Below are 19729 nucleotides of genomic sequence, written 5' to 3'. Positions count from 1 at the left end.
AAAAAATGAGATATTATAAGAAATGCTGTAAAATAATGGGGGATTTGATAGATGGATACATATAATAAGAGCGAGAGCATCTGGAATAAAAATTTCACCTTTCTGTTTATCTCAAGGCTTGTCAAATTGTCGGGAGACGGTTTTGCCTTTAATTCCATTCTATGGTTTTTGATTTTTGACGGAGAAGGCGCGATCGGCACGGCTCTGCTGATTGCGGTCACGTTCCTTCCGGAGGCGATGCTGGCGCCGATTACCGGGCCTTTTATGAAGCAGCATACGCTGAAATTCTGGATGTATTTTTCCGACCTCACGCGCGCGGCGGTCGTGTTAATCATTCCGGTCTGTTATTTTAACGGTTTCTCTCCTTTATGGTTTGTCATGCTCCTCATGATCGTGCATTCAGCCACGGGAGCCGCTTATAATCCTGCATCCATCTCGTTAATCCCCAATATTGTCGGAGAAAACAGCCTGCAGAAAGCGAATGCGGTCATCCAGTCATCCGGCCAGATCGTCAGGCTTGCCGCTATTACGCTGAGCGGGGTGTTTCTAACTTTTATCAGTCCCGCCTATTCTTTGTTTATCGCACTTATATTCTATCTTCTATCAGGTTTTCTCGTACTCTTTATTGCATACCAAGTTCATCAGGATAAACAGAAGACCGTCGCCGTTAAACAGCGCGGAACGTATTTCGGAAGACTCAAACGGGGTTTTGTGCTTGTCAGAAAACACCAGATTTTATACCCGCTCGCTATCTACTGTATCTTCATGAATTTTGCGGCCGCTCCATGGGAGGCGCTCTCTGCCGTTTATGTCGCTGAAGATTTACACATGCCGCCGATCATCTACTCGCTTCTGAAAGCGACAGGCACGGGCGGAGCCTTTTTAATGGGTTTTATTTTGGCAAAAGTGAAGGTGAACAAATACGGTCTCCTGTTTGTGTCGGCGGGAATCATAGAAGGGGCGGCATTTTTCATCACGGGCATCAACACTTTTCTGCCGCTCGTCTTCCTCGCCGCGTTTGCGTTCGGATCTGCCGTCAGTGCTATTAATGTGCCGGAATATACCATTATTCAGACGTCTGTGGACAATGATGACCAGCCGCAAGTTTATGCCGTCATCCATATGATCTCAAACATATCCATTCCGCTCGGTGCGGTTCTATGCGGATACGCGGCTAACGCTTTCGGTTCCGGAAAAGTCATCGCCGCCGGCGGTCTCGTCGAAGTCCTGTCCGGTCTCGGAATATTGTTTTTTACGAAGCTGGCCAAAGCGGAACGCTCCGATCTCATCAGGGAAAAAGAAGCGAGCGTCAGAATCTAGCATTTCCGTAAAACGCCCTGCGCCGTCTGGCGCAGCGGCGTTTTTTTATGTAAGGGTCCGGGGGCTTATACGACTCCGGTCTGATATGAAAATCAATCTCTGACTCGTTTTGCCGTCCGCGGGATTTGTTTATAGTAAAGACAAGGAAAACGAAAGGAGGATCTGCATGAATATAAATGTAAAAACGGCAGGCGGCTTCCTGCTGATTGTGTTCGGACTTTCTGTCTTTTTCGGAGGGGGCCACTTCGCATTTATCATCCCGCTGGCGATCGGAGGCCTGATGCTTTACTGGGGAATAAAACGGTTTTCAAAAGGCCGCGCCGTATCCGGTATCATCGCGGGCGTCATCGGGGCTATGATTCTCGTCGGCTCTCTTCCGTTTATCGTAGCTATCGGACTGGCTGGCGCCATGGTGTATTTCGGGTGGAAGATGATGAAGCAGGGCGGATCAGACGCTGATTCCCGGCAGTATGAACCGGAAGCGGCATCACCGGGCTATCAATCCGGCTTTGATTCTGAATGGGAAGAATTTTTGAAGAAAAAATAAGGAGGAAAACAAAATGGTCTTAAAAAGAATAAGAGATATGTTCGTCGCATCTGTTAATGAAGGGCTTGATAAATTAGAAAATCCGAAAGTCATGCTGAATCAATATGTGCGTGACATGGAAAGTGACATCGCCAAGGCGAAACAAACGATTGTCAAACAGCACACAATCGTCCATCAGTTTAAGAAAAAACAAGAGGACGCCTCAGAAACGGCGGCCAAGCGGAAAAATCAAGCTCAGCTTGCCTTTGACGCAGGGGAAGAGGAGCTTGCGAAAAAGGCTCTGACTGAAATGAAGTACCTTGAGGGAAAAGCGGCCGAACATGAAAAAGCGTATGACCAGGCGAAAACACAGCTGGCAGAGCTGAAAGAGCAGCTGGAGACTCTGGAAACGCGTCTTCGCGACGTAAAGGATAAAAAACAGGCGCTCATCGCCCGTGCCAACGCGGCGAAAGCGAAGGAACATATGAACGCTTCTTTTGACAAAATTGACAGCGAAAGCGCCTACAGAGAGTTCCTTCGAATGGAAAACCGCATTGAAGAAATGGAAGTTCGCGTCAAATACGGCACTTCGGCTGAGGCGAACACAGAAGTCAGCCGTTCGCAATATTCGGACGAGGTCGAAGCTGAGCTTGAAAAAATGCGCTCGCTTTCTCTGGAAAAAACGGAGTATCAAAAAGCGGCTCATGAATAATGTGCACAAGGGAAGATCGGCGCTTTTACGCCTCTTCCCTATACGCACGTATCAATTATCAGGCTTTTCCTTTATAATAAAATGAATGAAAAAGGATGGAACGTAATGAAGCGTAAGATTGCCAAAGGGCTGATGGCGGCGTCCGTTCTGATCTGCTGTCTGTTTTTGGTGAAAGAAGTGGTTGCCGGGCGTTTTTTTCCGCTGTACGAAACAGAAACAGAATCGGTAAGCGTACCGCCCCGTGCCGTTAAAAGCTTATCCGTTTCATCTGAACAGACGGATGTGAAAATTATCGCGGAAGCGCGGAATGATATCTCGGCAAACGTGACGGGACCGGCGGGAAAAATGTTTGTCCGCAGCCGGGGGAAAACCCTCGATCTCAAAGCGAAGGAGAAAGGGTTCCAATTTCTGAATCTTTTTCAGCGTCCTCTGCTGATTGTCCGCATTCCGTATGATTACCATCAGGACATCACCGTCCGTTCATCAAGCGGCAGCATTGCAGTTGACGGAAACAGGGGGCTGTCTCTTTCACATCTCGGCGTCCATACTGTAAGCGGGAACATGTCGCTGAAGCATGTAAAGACGGATGTGTTTGAAGCGAAAGGGCTGTCGGGCGATCTCACAGCAGCCGGTCTTGCGGCAAAAACGGCGGATGTCCGCTTATCCTCCGGAAATGTCGGTCTTCATCATGTGTCAGGCCCTCTTGACGTGCGGGTCGCTTCCGGCAGTGTCGATGCCTCGCTTGAGACGGCAAGTGCCCCCGTATCCGTCAGGCTTGCGAGCGGCAGCGCAGCCATCAGCCTGCCGAAAGACGGGAGTTTTACGGTGAACGCCGAAACGGCAAGCGGGAGAATCCAGCCGTCCTATTCCTTTGAGAAAACGAGTAAGGAAGGCGGGGCTTTCACAGGCATTAAAGGCAGCGGCTCAAGAATGATTGATATAAAAGTGACGAGCGGCAATATTGCACTGCAATAGAAAAGGAAAGGAGGGGCAAGCAGCTGAAATGGCAAAAAAACAGATTCTCGGACTTATCATCGCCTTATTTGGCGTCAGCATGTTTTTACGTATTATCGGTATCGGCGACTTCTTGTTTTGGCCGCTCTTTTTTCTGATCACAGGCTATATTTTTAATAAATATTCCCGCGGCTGGCTCGGCTCCGTCCTGTATATCTTCGCCGCTTTTTTGTTTTTGAGAAACCTGTTCAGCGCCACCTTCAACCTGTTCGGCTATGCCTTTGCCGCCTTTCTCATTTACGCGGGCTACAGGCTTCTTAAAGGAAAGCGCGTGTTTGAACATAAAGAGAAGAAAATCAATCTTAAAAAAGAAGAGCAGCCAAAGCCTTCCGCCCAGCCGGAAAGCAGACAGCCGGATCTCCGCAGCTATTTTATCGGCGAGCTGCGCATGATGAAGGATCCGTTTGAGCTGAATGATTTAAATGTCTCCGGATTCATCGGAGATGTGAAAATCGATCTGTCAAAAGCGATGATTCCCGAAGGAGAAAGCACGATGACAATCAGCGGTGTCATCGGCAATGTTGATGTGTACGTCCCGCCCGATATCGAAGTGTCCGTCAGTTCGTCAGCTTTTATCGGCGATATGAATCTGCTCGGCTCTAAGAAAAGCGGCATGAGCACGAACCTGTATAAAGTGTCTCCCGAGTACGGCGACTCGCCGCGGCGCATTAAAATATCAATTTCGTTATTCATCGGCGATGTGGATGTGAAGTATTTATGAGGAAAAAATTACTCGCCAATATTCAGTGGCGCGCCATGAGGATGACCGCGGGGCTCAGTCTGCTTCTTTGCGCTGTGTTTATTACGCTGATGCTGTTATATTACGGGCTTGACCCGATGCTTTTGTTTTCTTCCGGCTGGTTCGGTATTCCGTTCGTGGTCATCCTGCTTTTGGCGTCCCTTTCGGCCGGACTGATCTCCGGTTATGTATACGGCGGCCGTCTGAAAACAAGAATGGATACATTGATTGAAGCGGTTTTGAAATTTGAAAACGGCAATTTCGCCTATCGGGTGCCGCCGCTCGGCGATGATGAAATCGGCCTGGCGGCAGACCAGCTCAACGAAATGGCCAAGCGGGTCGAGCTGCAGGTCACATCGCTCCAAAAGCTCTCCAACGAGCGGGCGGAATGGCAGGATCAAATGAAAAAATCAGTCATCACTGAAGAACGCCAGCGGCTGGCGCGCGATCTGCACGATGCCGTCAGCCAGCAGCTCTTTGCCATTTCAATGATGACATCCGCCGTCCTAGAGCAAGTGAAAGATGCAGATGACAAAATCGTTAAACGGATCCGCATGGTTGAACATATGGCGGGCGAAGCGCAAAATGAAATGAGAGCGCTGCTATTGCATTTGCGGCCCGTCACTTTAGAAGGAAAAGGTCTGAAAGAAGGGCTGATTGAGCTGTTAAAAGAGTTCAAAGCGAAGCAGCCGCTTGATATTGAGTGGGATATCAGCGACATGGGTGTGTCAAAAGGCGTTGAAGACCATCTGTTCCGAATCGTGCAGGAGGCGCTTTCCAACGTTTTCAGGCATTCAAAGGCGACCAAGGTCACCGTCAGGCTCGGCGCGAAACATCAAAAGCTGCAGCTTAAAGTCATTGATAACGGGGCGGGTTTTACGATGGATCAAGTCAAAGCATCCTCTTATGGCCTGCATTCCATCAAGGAAAGAGCGAGTGAAATCGGCGGCATAGCGGAAATTATCTCCGTGAAGGGAAAAGGCACGCAGATCGACGTGAAAGTCCCGATTTATCAGAAAACAAAAGGAGAGAACGACAGTGATTCGAGTGTTACTGATTGATGATCACGAAATGGTCAGGATGGGCCTGGCCGCATTTTTAGAAGCACAGCCGGACATTGAAGTCGCCGGTGAAGCGTCAGACGGACAGCAGGGCGTCGATCTGGCCGCAGAGCTTTTGCCGGATGTCATTTTAATGGATCTTGTCATGGACGGCATGGACGGCATCGAAGCGACAAAACAGATCTGTGCGAAACTCAATGATCCGAAAATCATCGTGCTGACGAGCTTTATTGATGACGACAAAGTGTATCCGGTGATCGAAGCGGGGGCGCTCAGCTATTTGCTGAAAACATCTAAAGCGGCAGAAATAGCCGAAGCCATCAGAGCGGCTGCCAAGGGCGAACCGAAGCTTGAATCGAAGGTGGCGGGAAAAGTGCTGTCAAGGCTGCGCCATTCAGAGAATCAGCTTCCGCATGAAACACTGACAAAAAGAGAACTGGAAATCCTCTGTCTCGTCGCGGAAGGCAAGACGAACAAAGAAATTGGAGAAGAGCTGTTCATAACGATTAAAACGGTGAAAACCCACATCACGAATATATTGTCAAAGCTTGATGTCAGTGACCGCACGCAGGCAGCCGTATATGCCCACCGCAATCATCTCGTGACATAAACAAAGGAGAGCGGCGCTATGCACACTCTCCCAAGGGACAGGTTATTGGGACATTCCCTTTGTTCCGAAATCTCTGATGGCGACTTTGACTTTGTATTCAATATCGGATTCACTGAAATGATGATCCCAATCTGACGACACCTTTTTCCACTTGTCAGGATAATGAATCCGGACCTGATTATCCAAACCGGTAATATCGACTTTTAAATCATGCTGCAGATAATCAATGAATGTCATAACATCTGAATGGATGCTGCGTTTTACCGTGTTTTTGATTTCATTTATATAGGACTCCTTAAAGGAATCTTCTTTCGGGTTCCAATCCTCAGACAGACGGCCTTCAACAAACCGGGTGACGATAAACTTGAATTTCCCGTTTTTATATTGTGTTTTCACATCATATTTGCTGGAAAATACCTCGAACGATAAATAATAATTATCATGCTTTGCAAATGTGACGCCTCCCTTTACCGTGCCTGTGAACAGGTTCATATTCTGGACTTGAAAAGGCGTTAAATCCGCATACCAGAATTTATTTTTTATAATGGATGCGCCCCAGATTTCCAGCCTGCTGCCCACTTTGCGCACTTGAGGAAGGACGAAGGTTTCGCCTTTTGTGATTTTCTCGGATATTTCCCCCAATGTCACGGGCTTCATCATTCGGATGGTGACCGCGTTATTCTCTGTTAAGTCATAGATCGTATTTGACGCAGGCTCCCCCTGATCACTGACATTGAAAATATCTTTCGTTTTGTCCGGCACTGTCATCACATTGCAGCTTCTTCTCGTTCCATTGTCCCTGACAAATTGGTTCATCAATGCGTCAAGCGGGATGCCGTCTTTTAACAGCGCTTCAGAAAACAGCATGATGCGCAAGTGCTGGGAGAATGCGGGGTGATTTTTTAATGATGCCGTCCTTAAGGCTTGATGGACGGTTTCCCCGGAAGTGGAAGTCACCTTTGTCGGGCTGCTTGATGACGACTGCTGTGAACTTGCTTTTTGCGGGATCAGAATCTGCTGAGTCACTTCCACGTTTTCTTCCTCAGGTTTATCGAGCCCGACTCCGATAACAAGGCTCAAATCTTCTATATTCCGGCTGTCCCAGCATCCGGCCAAAAGCAATGTAGAAAGGATGATGACGATATATTTCTTCATTGTGCTTTTTTCACCTTCCTTTTCACAGCGACGACTGCAAACATCAGTAAAGGCAGCAAAAAGAAACCTAAGAAGATGTAGCCGAGAATATCACTGAACAGCATCAGCTTGTTAGCGTCTTTTGGCATCAAGGACCCGAAGAATGTCGCGATGCCTACGAAGATGACACCTTTTTTCTGCTTCAGCCCGAAAATTTTATTAAGGCCTGACGTCGCGAAATATCCGTACGATACATAGGTGGTGAAAAATTGGATAATCCAGACCGCAAGCAAAAAGGACTCAAACCTTTCGATAAAAAGCCCTTTAATTTCAAATGACTGAAAGAGCGCGATTGTAGGCCAGATCATTGTTTTGACATCCTGGGTGGTTAAGGCGCCGACGACGAGGACGAAGGTAATAATATATAAAATAATCGGGATGCCGAAACCCGCAGCCGACATACGGAACGTGTGCTTTTTATTTTTGAGGTACTCGGGGAGAAACAGCATAACCTCAATGCCCAAAAAGGAAACAGAAACGACGGTCAAGGAGGCCATAACGGGAGAAAACCCCTGTCCGAGAACCGGCCGCAGATTGTCGATATCAAATATTTTAAAGCTGAAAGAAAACACCACCAGCAAAATAATAATCGTAATCGTTAAATAGAAAGGAAAGAGCCTGCCGATATCATTTATGCCGCCGATAATCAAATAAATAGAACAGGCGATAAAGATAAACAGCGTGACCGGCACGGGCGTTCTTTCCAATAAAAAGAATTTGACCATTTCCGCCATCGCCCGGGCTTCGAAGCTGGCGACTCCTATAAAATAGAGGCAGATCATGAGATTGACGATATTTCCCGCCCATTTGCCGAGACCTTCTTTCATATAATCAAAAAATGATTCGTACTGATGCTTTTTCATAATGAGCGTGTTGAGATAAATCAATAGGATAAAGATGATGCCTTCCAGACATAATGCGATCCAGCCGTCCGGCGAATTCGCCTTTGATGACAGCGCACGCGGCATGGTGAGGAGGCCCGCACCGAGCATCGTGTTGGAAATCAATGCTGTCCCTTGATAGCTTGTAAGCTTATTGTGAGTTGTTTTCTGGCTCATTTACGTTTTTCGCCTCTTTTGGTTGATTTTTAATAGGGAGACGGAGAATAGAATCGTTTGCGTTTTTTAAGCTGAAAAACCCATTCGGCGAGAAATACGGAGAACCGAAGCTTCGCTGTCTCGATAAATGAGTGTAGATCGCCAGCATAAATAAAATCATGCCGTACAACCCGAAAGCCGCGGCAGTAAACATCGAAATGAAACGGAGCACACGGAATGAAAGCCCCATCCCGTACTGCGGCACCGTAAATGAAGCGAGCGCGACAATACTGACCACGATCACCATGATAGAGCTGACAAGATTCGCCTCAACGGCCGCCTGACCGATGACGACTCCGCCCACCAATCCGATCGTCTGGCCGAGCGGGCTCGGAAGTCTCAAGCCCGCCTCTCTCAGCAGCTCTATCGTCATTTCCATTACCATCGCTTCGATGATAGGCGGGAAGGGGACGTTTTCTCTGTTCGCCGCGATGGTGACTGCAAGCGACGTCGGCAGAAGCCCTTGGTGAAATGAAACGAGCGCGATATAAATGGACGAAAAAAACAGCGTGATAAAAATAGATGTAAACCGCAGCGCCCGGATGAGCGAGGCGGAAATCCACCGTTCATAATAATCATCGGGAGACTGCATTAAAATTCCTAAAGAAGCCGGGACCACGAGCGCAAACGGTGAGTTGTCGACAAGGATGGCGACGCGGCCGTTAAACAAGGCGGAAGAGACTTTATCAGGCCGTTCGGTATTTTGTATTTGCGGAAACGGCGAATACTTATTATCCTCAATAAGCTCCTCAAGCGTTCCGGAATCCTGAATGTCATCCATCTTCACTTTGCTGAGACGCTTTAAAACATCATTGACGACAGATGGGTCCGCCTCATCATCGATGTACATGACAGTGGCGTATTTCAGCTTGTTTTCTCCGATCGGAACCTTTTTCGTTTTCAGCTTCGGATGGTTCGTCCGCTGCCTGATCATGGCGACGTTTGTATCAGAATCTTCTATGAAGGCGATTTTAGGCCCTCTTACGACCTTTTCAGATGTGGGTTCTGTTACGCTTCTTTTTTCTCTTTTTCCGGTGGACAGAATGTACACATGGTCAAGGCCGTTAATAAACATGGCACATTTCCCCCGCAGAATGGAGATGACGGCTTCCTTCGCCGTAAAGACGGGGCGGGCGTCAATCTTATCAAGACGTTTCGTCACCGTTTCCAGTGTTAAGGCGTCTTCTTCGTGAAGCAGCGTTTCAATCGCTTCTTTTATTTTGTCTTCATCGTTCATTTCACTCAGATACATATAATAAAAAACAAGCCCGTTCGGAAGCATCTTTTTATTTTGAACCAGGTCATCGTTCTGCTCTACATGGGGAAGTACCATAGCCAGATTAATGTGTATGTATTCCTTGAATTCCGATTGCGCCATCGACAGTCACCCGCCTTCCAATCCTTAATTGAGGTTATCTTTTCCTGTTAAAAAAATGATATACTATGATAAAGTATTTAATGGTACAAGTTTTTTTATGAAAGCGGAGGAGAGATGTGGCACAAGTCAGACTGGCAGGGAATGCCGAAGAAATAGAACAGCTCATCAAATCATTTGAAGCGCATTACGAAGTGGCTTACACGTCGAAGGAATACCGTAAAACAAATCCGAAGTACAAATACTCTAAGGATTCGCGCGTCTATCTTGAGCTGAAATTAAAAACGGCCAAGGCCGAAAAATAAAAAGGGTTTCATCTGTTACTGGCGAATAATACTCAGGGTGAAGCAACTGTTATGGAGGGATACATAAATGGACTACAGAATTGAAAAAGACACCATGGGAGAAGTTAAAGTTCCGGCAGATAAATTTTGGGGCGCTCAGACACAGCGCAGCAAAGAGAACTTCAAAATCGGTTCAGAAAAAATGCCTCAGCGTGTTGTGAAGGCGTTTGCAATTTTAAAAAGAAGCACGGCGATCGCTAACGAACGCCTCGGCAACTTAGAGTCTGAAAAAGCACAGGCTATTGCCGCTGTATGTGACGATGTGTTAAACGGCAAATATGACGATAACTTTCCGCTCGTTGTCTGGCAGACGGGAAGCGGCACACAAAGCAACATGAATATGAACGAAGTGGTGGCCAACCGCGCGACTGCTTTACTGAAAGAACAAAATTCCGAGCTGAAGATTCATCCGAATGATGACGTCAACCGCAGCCAAAGCTCAAACGATACATTCCCGACGGCGATGCACGTTGCGGCGGTTCTTGCCGTATATGAACAGCTTGTTCCGGCGCTTGATCAGCTCCGTACGACACTTGATGAAAAAGCGAAAGCGTATCAGGATATTGTGAAAATCGGACGTACGCATTTGCAGGATGCGACTCCGCTGACGCTCGGGCAGGAAATCAGCGGCTGGGTATACATGCTTGACCGTTCTAAAGAAATGATTCTTGAGTCAACGGAAAAAATGCGCGCGCTTGCCATCGGCGGCACGGCAGTCGGCACGGGCATCAATGCCCACCCGCAGTTCGGTGAATTCGTCGCTGAAGAAATCACAAAAGTAACGGGGCAGACATTCAAGAGCTCGCCTAATAAATTCCATGCGCTGACAAGCCATGATGAAATCACTCACGTTCACGGCGCGTTAAAAGCATTGGCTGCCGACCTGATGAAGATTGCCAACGATGTCAGATGGCTGGCAAGCGGCCCGCGCTGCGGAATCGGCGAAATCGTCATTCCTGAAAATGAGCCGGGAAGCTCTATCATGCCTGGCAAAGTCAACCCGACACAAAGTGAGGCGCTGACAATGATCGCCGCGCAAGTGATGGGAAATGACGCGACAATCGGATTTGCGGCCAGCCAAGGAAACTTCGAGCTGAATGTCTTCAAGCCGGTTATTATTTATAACTTCCTGCAGACAGTGCAGCTTCTCAGTGACGGAATGAATTCCTTCCATGACAAATGTGCTGTCGGTATTGAGCCGAACCAAGAGACGATTCAGGAAAATCTCTCTAACTCATTAATGCTTGTTACGGCGCTTAACCCGCACATCGGTTATGAAAACGCCGCAAAAATCGCCAAGCTTGCCCACAAAGAAGGCTTGACGCTGAAAGAAGCGGCATTACAGCTGAACCTTCTGACAGAAGAACAATTTAATGAAATGGTGCGTCCGGAAGATATGGTGCATCCGAAAGCATAAACAGAAAGAACGGCTGCAGTCACTGCGGCCGTTCTTCTAAATAAACTGCTGTTTCAGTAAAAATCTGAGCTGTTCTGCATCTTCAGCCAGCAGGTCAGATTCCTTCAAATTCAAAATCATTCCTTTGATGATTGCCGGTTTCGGCGACTTTTTCTTCATTTCCGCTTCCAGAATATCCAAGCTCTCGGTGAATTCAGATGCTTGCGGCTTGTCCATCGTGCTGATGCGCGCGCGGAGGGTCTCAAAGATCGATTGACTTAAAGGATCGGGCTGCCCGTTATGAAGGGGCCCAAACAGCGAGCTTGCCTCATCAAGAGAAATAAACGGTTCATCATGTCTGTCCGCCATTCCGTTTACGATGTCATCAATTCTGTGAATCACGGTATTTGCAAGAAGCGCAGGCTGTACGGACCGGCCGGTCAGAATGAGATATTCAAGATACATCTGACTGATTCCTTCTATTAAAAAGCAAAGTTCGGCTGTGTATGGTTCGGCTTTTTCTCCGTAAATAGCAAGAAGACTGTCGATATGAAACTGCAGGATCGACCGGCGGATTCTCTTTCCGCACTGCGCTACTTCTTCGGTATAAGGCAGTGAGCCGTCTTTCATCTGCACGGTAATAAAATCCTGATGCGCGAGAATCGATTCGTAAAAAACCGCAAGCTGTTTTTGGTAAGCGGCTCTCGGGCTGTCGCCCTCCGTTTGGATCGTCGTGATTCGGGTAAACGTTTTATCGTAGTAGTAATTCAGCATAGATAAAAGCAGTGCTTCTTTGGAAGGAAAGTAAAGGTAAAAAGCGCCTTTTGAGATTTTGCATTCATCGGCAATTTCCTGAACCGATGTTGATTTGTACCCTTTCCGGGCAAACAGTTTGATCGCTGCTTCAATAATCAGCTTTTCTTTTTCCTTCAATGGTTCCACCCTTTCGGAGCCAGGAGGCTGGCTTGTGCTTCTCATGTATGACTAAATGGTCATATTGATATTCCATAAATTTAACCTGATTGTAACTTGTTTTTTTGTTTTGTTTTATTTATATTATAAAGTGAGCTGACCGAATGGTCAAAGTTCTGGCGAAAGGGTGAATCTGAAAATGAAAGAATTAGATGAAATGATCAGCCGCTTGCGAAACAGAGGAATTAAAGTCGAAAAGGTGAAATATCCGAAAAAGACAATTTGTGAAAAGAAATGGGTTCATCAATGCCAAAAACCGCTGAAAACAAACTACAGAGATTTTAACGGCTACTCCTTCACATAAAAAAAGACTGCAATGAAACTACAGTCTACTTTGGTACGATAATCCGGTAGATTACACCCGATTGGTCATTTTCAATTGAAATTGATGCTTTATGCAGGGTTAAAATCCGTTTTACGATGCTGAGTCCTATGCCGAACTCGCCTTTCTTCCCTTTATTAAAAGGCTCGTACAAGCTGGATAGCATCTCATCCTCAATCGGAGGCCCGTCATTTTTAACCGTCATGACAATCTGCTGCTGATTTTGGCTGATCCGAATGTGAATCGCCGTTTCTGCGTAGCGGATTTGATTTTCAAGAATGTTTTCAAGGAGCTTGCTCCATTGTTCCGGATCACCGGGCATCATCATTACATCTTCTGTGTCAACGGTCCACGCTAATTCCTTCCGGGCCCATTTGAGCCGTTCAATGACTTCTTCCGTGACCTTCACAATGTCAAATGTCTCATGGTGCACCCGCTGCTTCATTAAGTAATCAAGCTTCGTTAAATATAATAGATCCTTAATTTTCTTCTCAAGCTTTTCTGCTTCGCCTTCAATTACATCAATTGTGTTTTCCAGATCCCCCTTAGGAAAAATCCCGTCCTTTATTGATTGAGTATAGCCCCTTATTACCATGACAGGCGTTTTTAAATCATGAGAGATATTTTGCAGGAGCGTTCTTTCCGTTTCATCCTTTTGCACCAGTTTGCTCCGCATGTCTTCAATGGTGTGGCCTAATTTTCCGATTTCGTCTTTTCTGTCGACGATGACCGGATCATCCCAATCCTGTTCCGAAATCCGTTTGACATGCTTTTCTAAGGAAACGAGCGGGCGCGAAAGATATTTGGCAAGCCAAATCGCCGGAATCCAGCTTAACAAAATCACCCCGGCAATGATAAAGAGCAGCTGCTTGAACAGGGTGTATGCCAGATCATCACGATAAGAATCAAGCGCATATGACAGCATCATGGCATTCTGACCGTTAATGGTGAGGCCTTTTTTAATGACGAAAAACACTTTTTCACCGCTGATGTCCGCGCTGTATCGTTTCGTGACGCTGTGCTGGCGGCCCGCGAGCTTGTACACCTTATGGATAAAAGAAGAAGAAAAATAGTTCAAGTCCTTGTCGCTGGCCGACTCCTCCCGTTCCGGCAAAAGAACGTGCTGAACGGATCGGAAAGTCGTCGGAGCGGTCGCATCTTCGCTGTAATATCCCCGCTCGATCGACCCGGGCAGCCGATACTCCGTCAGCACATGCTGTTCATTTTCAATGGTCGTGTACGTTTCATCCGTGAAAAAATTACGGAGCGTATTTGAGAACAGCACGAGAAGCAGAATCGAGATGGCTAAAAGGATGCCTGAGATGACCACCCATATTTGAAAAGCAAGCGGCTTATTTTTCATGACGTCATCATCCTGTAGCCGAATCCGTAAATGGTTTCAACCTTTAACCCGGGCATTTTTTTCCGCAGCCTCCGCACAAGATCATCGACCACCCGGTCAGTGCCGAAATAATCATGGCCCCATATTTTCAGCAGAATATCTTCCCTGGAGAAGGGGTGTCCCTTGTGATGAAGAAATAAAATCAGCAGATCAAATTCCTTAGACGTCAAATTGACAAGGCTGCCGTTTTCATCATAAACCTCTCTGGCCTCTTCGATCACATTGTAGGAGGAAACGGTGATCCCGCTTTTTTTGGGGGCGGGCTGTTCTTTATACACAAGCTCCAGAAGTTTCTGCACCCGTATAATCAGTTCTCTCGGCAAAAAAGGCTTGGCGATATAATCATTGCTTCCAAGCTCTAACCCGAGAACTCTGTCAATATCGGCATCCCGCGCGGAAATAAAAATGACCGGCACATCGGGATCTTTTTCTTTTATTTCTTTTATCAATGTATAGCCGTCCGTATCCGGAAGCATGATGTCAAGAATCCACAGGTGGGGAGACGGCTGCATCTGTTTTCTGGCCTCTTCGCCTTTTGTGAAAGATGTAATGTTCCAGCCTTCATTCTCTAAATATTTTGTGAGCAGTTCATTCAGGTTATCCTCATCTTCAACTAGATAAATGGTGTATGACAAGGCATTTCACATCCTTTCAACGTCATTATACTAGTTTTAACATACTCAAGCCGCATTTTCATAATTTCACATATTCTTTTCATTTTTATCCCACAATGTTTGTTTATGATGTGTATAAGGGAAGAAAGGAAGAAAAAAAGCGGGGAAGATAACATGTTCAAACACATTTTGTTTTGGAGCTTTGCTTTTCTCCTTATAATTGGGACAATAGAACTTGTACATGCGATGAATATGTAATCAATAGAATGAAAACATGCTAAAGGAGTGTGCGTGAATATGAACGATCAGCGAGATGACGGCATGAACCGCGATCAGTCAGATCTTTCACATACGGAGCAAAACAGAAATGCCCAGCAGCAGATCAGCCATCAGGAGACGGAGCTGCTCGAAGGCCCCGTCTCGAAAGAAGCAGAAAAAGAGACGGCTGCCGGCACGGAATTTGAAAAAACGGCTGCTGTGAAAAAAGAAAAAAAACGGAGAGCCGCTTGGCTGAGCCCGGTTTTGGGCGGTATCATCGGCGGCGGCCTCGTGCTTGGCATTGTGCCGAATCTGCCGAGTGAGCAGCATAAGACAGAAGCTGTTTCTGATACGAAACAAGTTCAGTCATCGAATTTCACGTCAACGCCATTAAAAAATACTTCAAGCGTAGCGGATATGGTAGAAGATTTGGAGCCTGCGATTGTCGGAGTGTCCAACTATCAGGCTTCGCAAAGCAGCCAGTTCGGATTTGACGGCAGTTCAAGCTCTGAAACGGAGAGCGGCACGGGGTCCGGCGTCATCTTCAAAAAAGACGGCGGAAAAGCGTACATCATCACGAACAACCATGTCGTAGAAGGAGCAAACAAACTGTCGGTAACTCTTTATAACGGGAAAACCGAAACGGCAAAGCTTGTCGGAAAGGATGCCATCAGTGACCTGGCCGTACTGGAAATCAGCTCGTCCAATGTCAAAAAAGCGGCCAGCTTCGGGGATTCTTCGCAGCTTCGCATTGCCGATAAAGTGATTGCCATCGGCAACCCGCTCGGCCAGCAGTTCTCCGGCACCGTCACACAAGGCGTCATCAGCGGGCTGAACAGAACGGTAGACGCCGATACATCCCAAGGCACGGTGGAAATGAACGTGATTCAGACGGATGCGGCGATTAACCCCGGAAACAGCGGCGGGCCGTTAATCAATTCCAGCGGCCAGGTCATCGGCATCAACAGCATGAAAGTCAGTGAAAACGGCGTGGAATCACTCGGCTTCGCGATTCCGAGCAACGATGTAGAACCGATTGTCGACCAGCTTCTTGCAAAAGGAAAAGTCGAGCGCCCGTTTTTAGGTGTGCAGATGATTGATATGTCGCAAGTGCCGGAAACCTATCAGGAAAACACGCTCGGACTGTTCGGCGACCAGCTGTCTAAGGGCGTTTATGTAAAAGAAGTGCAGTCAGGCTCACCGGCTGCGAAAGCGGGCATCAAATCAAATGACGTCATTGTAAAATTGAACGGCAAAGATATTGAGAGCAGCGCCGATATCAGACAGATCCTATATAACCAGCTGAAAATCGGCGATAAAACGACTGTTCAAGTTCTCAGAGGCGGCAGCAAAAAGACGCTGAACATCACATTAACGAAACAAACTGAAAGCGCAAGCTGAACGCATAAAAAAAGCTGAACCTTCATTGGAGGTTCAGCTTTTTTCGTCATTCTCCCAAGTAGGCTGACAGCATCCACACGTGCTTGTCCGCTACTTCAGCCAATCCGACAAACAGGTCGGCAGTTGACGGGTCATTTTGTTCCTCAGCGACGCCGATGACAAATTTGGATTCGCGGCTGATTTGTTTGTAGTCTTGAATCAGTGATTCCACCATTTCAGAAGCTGTCTTTTCCTGGCCTTCATCTGTAATGGAAGCCTGTTCAAGGTAGCTGTGTAAAGTCGCTGCAGGCTGTCCGCCGATGGCCAGAAGCCGTTCGGCGATCGCATCAGCCGTTTCTGCCGCTTCGTTATACAGTTCTTCAAACTTTTCATGCAGCGTAAAGAAATGAGGGCCTTTTACATACCAATGAAAACGGTGCAATTTAGAGTAAAGGATAAACCAGTTTGATAATTGTGTGTTCATTGATTTCTCAACCAGATTTTCAGTTTTTTTCGCGTTTTGTGTATTCATATTCATCGTCCTCCCTGTGATTTGTTAATTTAATTATAACACGTATCAATTAAAAATCAATACTAAATTATAATAATTATAATTTAGGTTTAAGTAAACAGCTTTTTCTTTATAACAGATTCCCAGGCAGACCACGGGAAGAGTGAACGGAAAGCCAATGTCAGCTTAATGCCCCTGCCGATCGGATACCGCAGTTTCTTCAGGCGCTTTTTTTGTGCCAATTGATAAATCAGCTCTGCCACCTCATCGGGATCGCCGCTTTTTGATGCATTCGCTTTGACGTTAGCTTCAATGGGCTGAAAAAAGCGGTAATAGGGCGAGTCTTGACCGGGTGCCGTAATTTGATTGGAGAGAGACGTCTCCCAAATCGAAGTTTTATAGGATCCGGGTTCTATTAAAGCGGCATCAATCCCTAAAGGCAGGAGCTCAAGCCGCAGACACTCTGTAAACCCTTCAATCGCGAATTTGGAAGAGGCGTACGGAGAAAGCGCCGGAAAGCCGGTCAGTCCGCTGATGCTGCTGATATTGATGATTTTCGCCCCGCCGTTTTTTCTGATAGAAGGGAGGACGGTTTTTGTGACATGAATCAGGCCGAATACATTCGTTTCAAACTGCTGTCTGTAATGTTCCATCGGCACATCTTCAATAAATCCCCCGTACGCAGTGCCGGCGTTGTTCACGAGCAGGTCAACCGGCCCGAAACCGCTGACGGTTTTACCGAAGTCAGACACTGATTGCTCATCCGTCACATCTAAAGCAACGATCGTAATATGGGCGGATGCACCCGCTTGAGCGGCGGCTTCTTTCAGTGCATCAGCTTTCTCCGGCTGTCTGGCTGTTGCAATGACGTGATAAGACCGGGCAAGCTTCAGCGCTGTCAGCAGCCCGAATCCGCTCGTCGCGCCGGTTACAACGGCAATTTTTCTGTTCATCTCATCATCCCCCTCGTTTGTGCTATCTTTAGTGTACAACATCTTGCGGATAGAAGGAGAAATCGTTCGGAAATATGTCAGAATTGTTTTATAATGGAATCAGCTTCGTTAGAAAGGGGTAATGAAAAAGATGGCATTAGAGGGATTGAAGGAAACGTGGGATTTAAACTCCATTTTTGCGGGCGGGAGCAGGTCGGAAGATTTTCAGCAATACATACAGGAGCTTAAAAAGCAGCTCAGCGCTTTTCAAAAAGCGGCAGAGGCGTTTACAGTTCCGTCGCATGCTGATGAAGGTGGGGAGCTGGTCAATCTGATTGATAGGTTTGAACGGTCAGCGATCATGATCAGGCAGGCGGGAGCTTTCGTCAGCTGTCTTCAGGCTCAGAACACTGATGATCAGAAAGCGAATGAGTGGAGGGCGCGGATCAATCAGCTGAGCAGTGATTTTAAATCCGCTCTTGTCACGCTTGATGATACACTTGCCCGGATTGACGAGCGGGTTTGGGAGGAGCTACTGCAAAAACCGGAACTTCAGGAACTCACATACGTTTTAAATGAAAGAAGAGACCGGATACGGGAGAAGCTCAGCGCTTCAGAAGAAAGACTGATTGAAGGTCTGGCGGTTGACGGCTATCACGCATGGGGCGACCTGTACAATGCGGCGGTCGGCAGAATGAAGATTCCGTTCGAGGATAAAGAGCTGTCGGTCGGCCAAGCGGAAAATATGATGGCGCACCCGGACCGCGGCATCAGGCGGCAAGTGTTTAAGGAGCTTAGCGAAGCGTGGAAGGGAGAAGAGGAGCTGTTCGGCAGTACGCTCAATCATCTGGCCGGCTTTCGAACGGAAATCTATAAAGCGCGGGGCTGGGAAAGCGCCTTGAAAGAGCCGCTTGCGATCAACCGGATGAAAAAAGAAACGCTAGATGTCATGTGGCAGGTGATTACTGATCATAAAAAGCCTTTTGCCGAATATCTGAATCGAAAGGCGTCTCTTTTAGGGCTTGAGCGGCTGAATTGGTATGATGTGAATGCGCCGATCAGTGAGGCACCGAAAGAATACACATATGATGAAGCGGCCAATCTGATCGTCAGCCAATTTTCGACGTTTGGCAAAAAGCTGTCCGCATTTACGGAAAAAGCGTTCCGCGATCGGTGGATTGAAGCGGAAGACCGGAGCGGCAAACGGGTCGGCGGTTTCTGCACCAGCTTTCCCGACAGCGGAGAATCCCGGATTTTCATGACGTTTTCAGGAAGCGCTTCAAACGTATCGACGCTCGCGCATGAGCTCGGGCACGCGTTTCACCAGGAGGCCATGCTCCAAGTGCGGCAGCTGAACAGAGCCTACGCCATGAATGTCGCTGAAACAGCTTCGACTTTTGCGGAAATGATCGTTGCCGACGCCGCTTTGAAACAAGCGGAGACAAAGGATGAAAAGCTGTTCTTGCTTGAAGATAAAATTCAAAAAAGCATAGATATGTTAATGGACATCCATGCGAGATTTTTATTTGAAACGCGGTTTTATGAAGAGCGGAAACAGGGCGTCGTTCCGGCTGAGAAACTGAATGAACTGATGGAAGCGGCGCAGAAAGAAGCATTTTGCGATTCATTAGGGGAATATCACCCTCATTTCTGGGCGTCAAAGCTTCATTTTCATATTACGGGAGTGCCGTTCTACAACTTTCCGTATACGTTCGGTTATTTATTTTCCCTTGGAATATACGCAAGAGCTTTACGGGAGAAAACGGACTTTGAAGAAAAATATATCGCGCTTTTATGTGACACGGCTTCGATGACCGTTGAGGATTTGGCGATGAAGCACCTTGGAGCGGATCTGACGGAACGGGCGTTTTGGGAAGATGCGATACGCCTTGCGGTCCGGGATGTGCAGGAGTTTTTAGAGCTGACTGAATGATGATAGATAGTTGAACC

20 protein-coding genes are annotated in these 19729 nt (G+C 47.2%); 12 read left to right on the top strand and 8 right to left on the bottom strand.

What is annotated here, in order from left to right; genetic code table 11:
* Positions 1–51 precede the first annotated feature (51 nt).
* The 7 genes from MHH91_RS16795 (at position 52) to MHH91_RS16765 (ending at position 5982) form a co-directional block, all read left to right on the top strand.
* Positions 52–1320 carry an MFS transporter gene (locus MHH91_RS16795; RefSeq protein ID WP_013353568.1) on the top strand — a complete coding sequence of 423 codons (1269 nt, stop codon included), beginning with the start codon at positions 52–54 and terminating at the stop codon, positions 1318–1320.
* A 166-nt stretch (positions 1321–1486) separates the two neighbouring features.
* The gene (locus MHH91_RS16790; protein WP_013353567.1) at positions 1487–1867 is read left to right on the top strand and encodes a protein liaI; all 381 of its coding nucleotides are present in this window, start codon (positions 1487–1489) and stop codon (positions 1865–1867) included.
* A gap of 13 nt (positions 1868–1880) precedes the next feature.
* Positions 1881–2558 (top strand): stress responsive protein LiaH, encoded by a 678-nt coding sequence (gene liaH, locus MHH91_RS16785; protein WP_013353566.1) that lies wholly within the window; start codon positions 1881–1883, stop codon positions 2556–2558.
* 105 nt (positions 2559–2663) lie between these two features.
* Positions 2664–3533, top strand: coding sequence for a LiaG family protein (liaG, locus tag MHH91_RS16780; protein ID WP_013353565.1), 870 nt, complete (start codon positions 2664–2666; stop codon positions 3531–3533).
* 28 nt (positions 3534–3561) lie between these two features.
* The gene (gene liaF, locus MHH91_RS16775) at positions 3562–4293 is read left to right on the top strand and encodes a cell wall-active antibiotics response protein LiaF (protein WP_013353564.1); all 732 of its coding nucleotides are present in this window, start codon (positions 3562–3564) and stop codon (positions 4291–4293) included.
* Positions 4290–5372 carry a two-component system sensor histidine kinase LiaS gene (gene liaS, locus MHH91_RS16770; protein ID WP_013353563.1) on the top strand — a complete coding sequence of 361 codons (1083 nt, stop codon included), beginning with the start codon at positions 4290–4292 and terminating at the stop codon, positions 5370–5372. Before liaF ends, liaS begins: the two co-directional genes overlap by 4 nt.
* Positions 5350–5982 (top strand): response regulator transcription factor, encoded by a 633-nt coding sequence (locus tag MHH91_RS16765; RefSeq protein WP_003151798.1) that lies wholly within the window; start codon positions 5350–5352, stop codon positions 5980–5982. The genes liaS and MHH91_RS16765 overlap by 23 nt, the downstream gene beginning before the upstream one ends.
* Positions 5983–6024: 42 nt before the next feature.
* Here the strand turns inward: MHH91_RS16765 and MHH91_RS16760 are convergent, their stop codons facing one another.
* The 3 genes from MHH91_RS16760 to MHH91_RS16750 are packed head-to-tail and all read right to left on the bottom strand — an operon-like array spanning position 6025 to position 9651.
* Positions 6025–7137: a Ger(x)C family spore germination protein gene (locus MHH91_RS16760; RefSeq protein WP_013353562.1), complete on the bottom strand. Its 1113-nt coding sequence runs from the start codon at positions 7135–7137 to the stop codon at positions 6025–6027.
* On the bottom strand, positions 7134–8234 hold the full coding sequence (locus tag MHH91_RS16755; protein ID WP_013353561.1) for a spore germination protein: 1101 nt from the start codon (positions 8232–8234) through the stop codon (positions 7134–7136). Before MHH91_RS16755 ends, MHH91_RS16760 begins: the two co-directional genes overlap by 4 nt.
* Positions 8209–9651 carry a spore germination protein gene (locus MHH91_RS16750; RefSeq protein WP_014470998.1) on the bottom strand — a complete coding sequence of 481 codons (1443 nt, stop codon included), beginning with the start codon at positions 9649–9651 and terminating at the stop codon, positions 8209–8211. The genes MHH91_RS16755 and MHH91_RS16750 overlap by 26 nt, the downstream gene beginning before the upstream one ends.
* Positions 9652–9767: 116 nt before the next feature.
* On the opposite strand from MHH91_RS16750, the gene MHH91_RS16745 reads away from it, so the two are divergent.
* Both MHH91_RS16745 and fumC read left to right on the top strand, forming a co-directional pair.
* Complete coding sequence (locus tag MHH91_RS16745) at positions 9768–9953, top strand: YvzF family protein (RefSeq protein ID WP_003151806.1); 186 nt, start codon at positions 9768–9770, stop codon at positions 9951–9953.
* A gap of 67 nt (positions 9954–10020) precedes the next feature.
* On the top strand, positions 10021–11409 hold the full coding sequence (gene fumC, locus MHH91_RS16740; RefSeq protein ID WP_013353559.1) for a class II fumarate hydratase: 1389 nt from the start codon (positions 10021–10023) through the stop codon (positions 11407–11409).
* A 36-nt stretch (positions 11410–11445) separates the two neighbouring features.
* On the opposite strand, the gene MHH91_RS16735 is transcribed toward fumC, so the two are convergent.
* The gene (locus MHH91_RS16735) at positions 11446–12321 is read right to left on the bottom strand and encodes a TetR/AcrR family transcriptional regulator (RefSeq protein ID WP_013353558.1); all 876 of its coding nucleotides are present in this window, start codon (positions 12319–12321) and stop codon (positions 11446–11448) included.
* A gap of 178 nt (positions 12322–12499) precedes the next feature.
* On the opposite strand from MHH91_RS16735, the gene spxO reads away from it, so the two are divergent.
* Positions 12500–12664 (top strand): anti-adapter protein SpxO, encoded by a 165-nt coding sequence (spxO, locus tag MHH91_RS16730; protein ID WP_007410067.1) that lies wholly within the window; start codon positions 12500–12502, stop codon positions 12662–12664.
* Positions 12665–12689: 25 nt separating this feature from the next.
* On the opposite strand, the gene MHH91_RS16725 is transcribed toward spxO, so the two are convergent.
* Positions 12690–14045 (bottom strand): sensor histidine kinase, encoded by a 1356-nt coding sequence (locus MHH91_RS16725; RefSeq protein WP_013353557.1) that lies wholly within the window; start codon positions 14043–14045, stop codon positions 12690–12692.
* Positions 14042–14719 (bottom strand): response regulator transcription factor, encoded by a 678-nt coding sequence (locus MHH91_RS16720; protein ID WP_013353556.1) that lies wholly within the window; start codon positions 14717–14719, stop codon positions 14042–14044. The genes MHH91_RS16725 and MHH91_RS16720 overlap by 4 nt, the downstream gene beginning before the upstream one ends.
* 276 nt (positions 14720–14995) lie before the next feature.
* On the opposite strand from MHH91_RS16720, the gene MHH91_RS16715 reads away from it, so the two are divergent.
* Positions 14996–16357, top strand: a complete 1362-nt coding sequence (locus MHH91_RS16715; protein ID WP_013353555.1) for a S1C family serine protease — start codon at positions 14996–14998, stop codon at positions 16355–16357.
* 46 nt (positions 16358–16403) lie between these two features.
* Here the strand turns inward: MHH91_RS16715 and MHH91_RS16710 are convergent, their stop codons facing one another.
* Both MHH91_RS16710 and MHH91_RS16705 read right to left on the bottom strand, forming a co-directional pair.
* The gene (locus MHH91_RS16710) at positions 16404–16868 is read right to left on the bottom strand and encodes a Dps family protein (RefSeq protein ID WP_013353554.1); all 465 of its coding nucleotides are present in this window, start codon (positions 16866–16868) and stop codon (positions 16404–16406) included.
* A gap of 89 nt (positions 16869–16957) precedes the next feature.
* Complete coding sequence (locus MHH91_RS16705) at positions 16958–17800, bottom strand: oxidoreductase (RefSeq protein ID WP_013353553.1); 843 nt, start codon at positions 17798–17800, stop codon at positions 16958–16960.
* A 130-nt stretch (positions 17801–17930) separates the two neighbouring features.
* Between MHH91_RS16705 and MHH91_RS16700 the strand changes: the two genes are divergently transcribed.
* A complete protein-coding gene (locus MHH91_RS16700; RefSeq protein ID WP_013353552.1) occupies positions 17931–19712 on the top strand; it encodes a M3 family oligoendopeptidase in 1782 nt (593 codons plus the stop codon).
* The last annotated feature ends 17 nt before the right edge of the window (positions 19713–19729 follow it).

The sequence above is a fragment of the Bacillus sp. FSL K6-2819 genome, from assembly GCF_038008305.1.
Classification (GTDB): Bacteria; Bacillota; Bacilli; order Bacillales; family Bacillaceae; genus Bacillus; species Bacillus amyloliquefaciens.
Note: the sequence above shows the minus strand (reverse complement) of the source record. Positions and strands in the feature narration are given on the sequence as shown.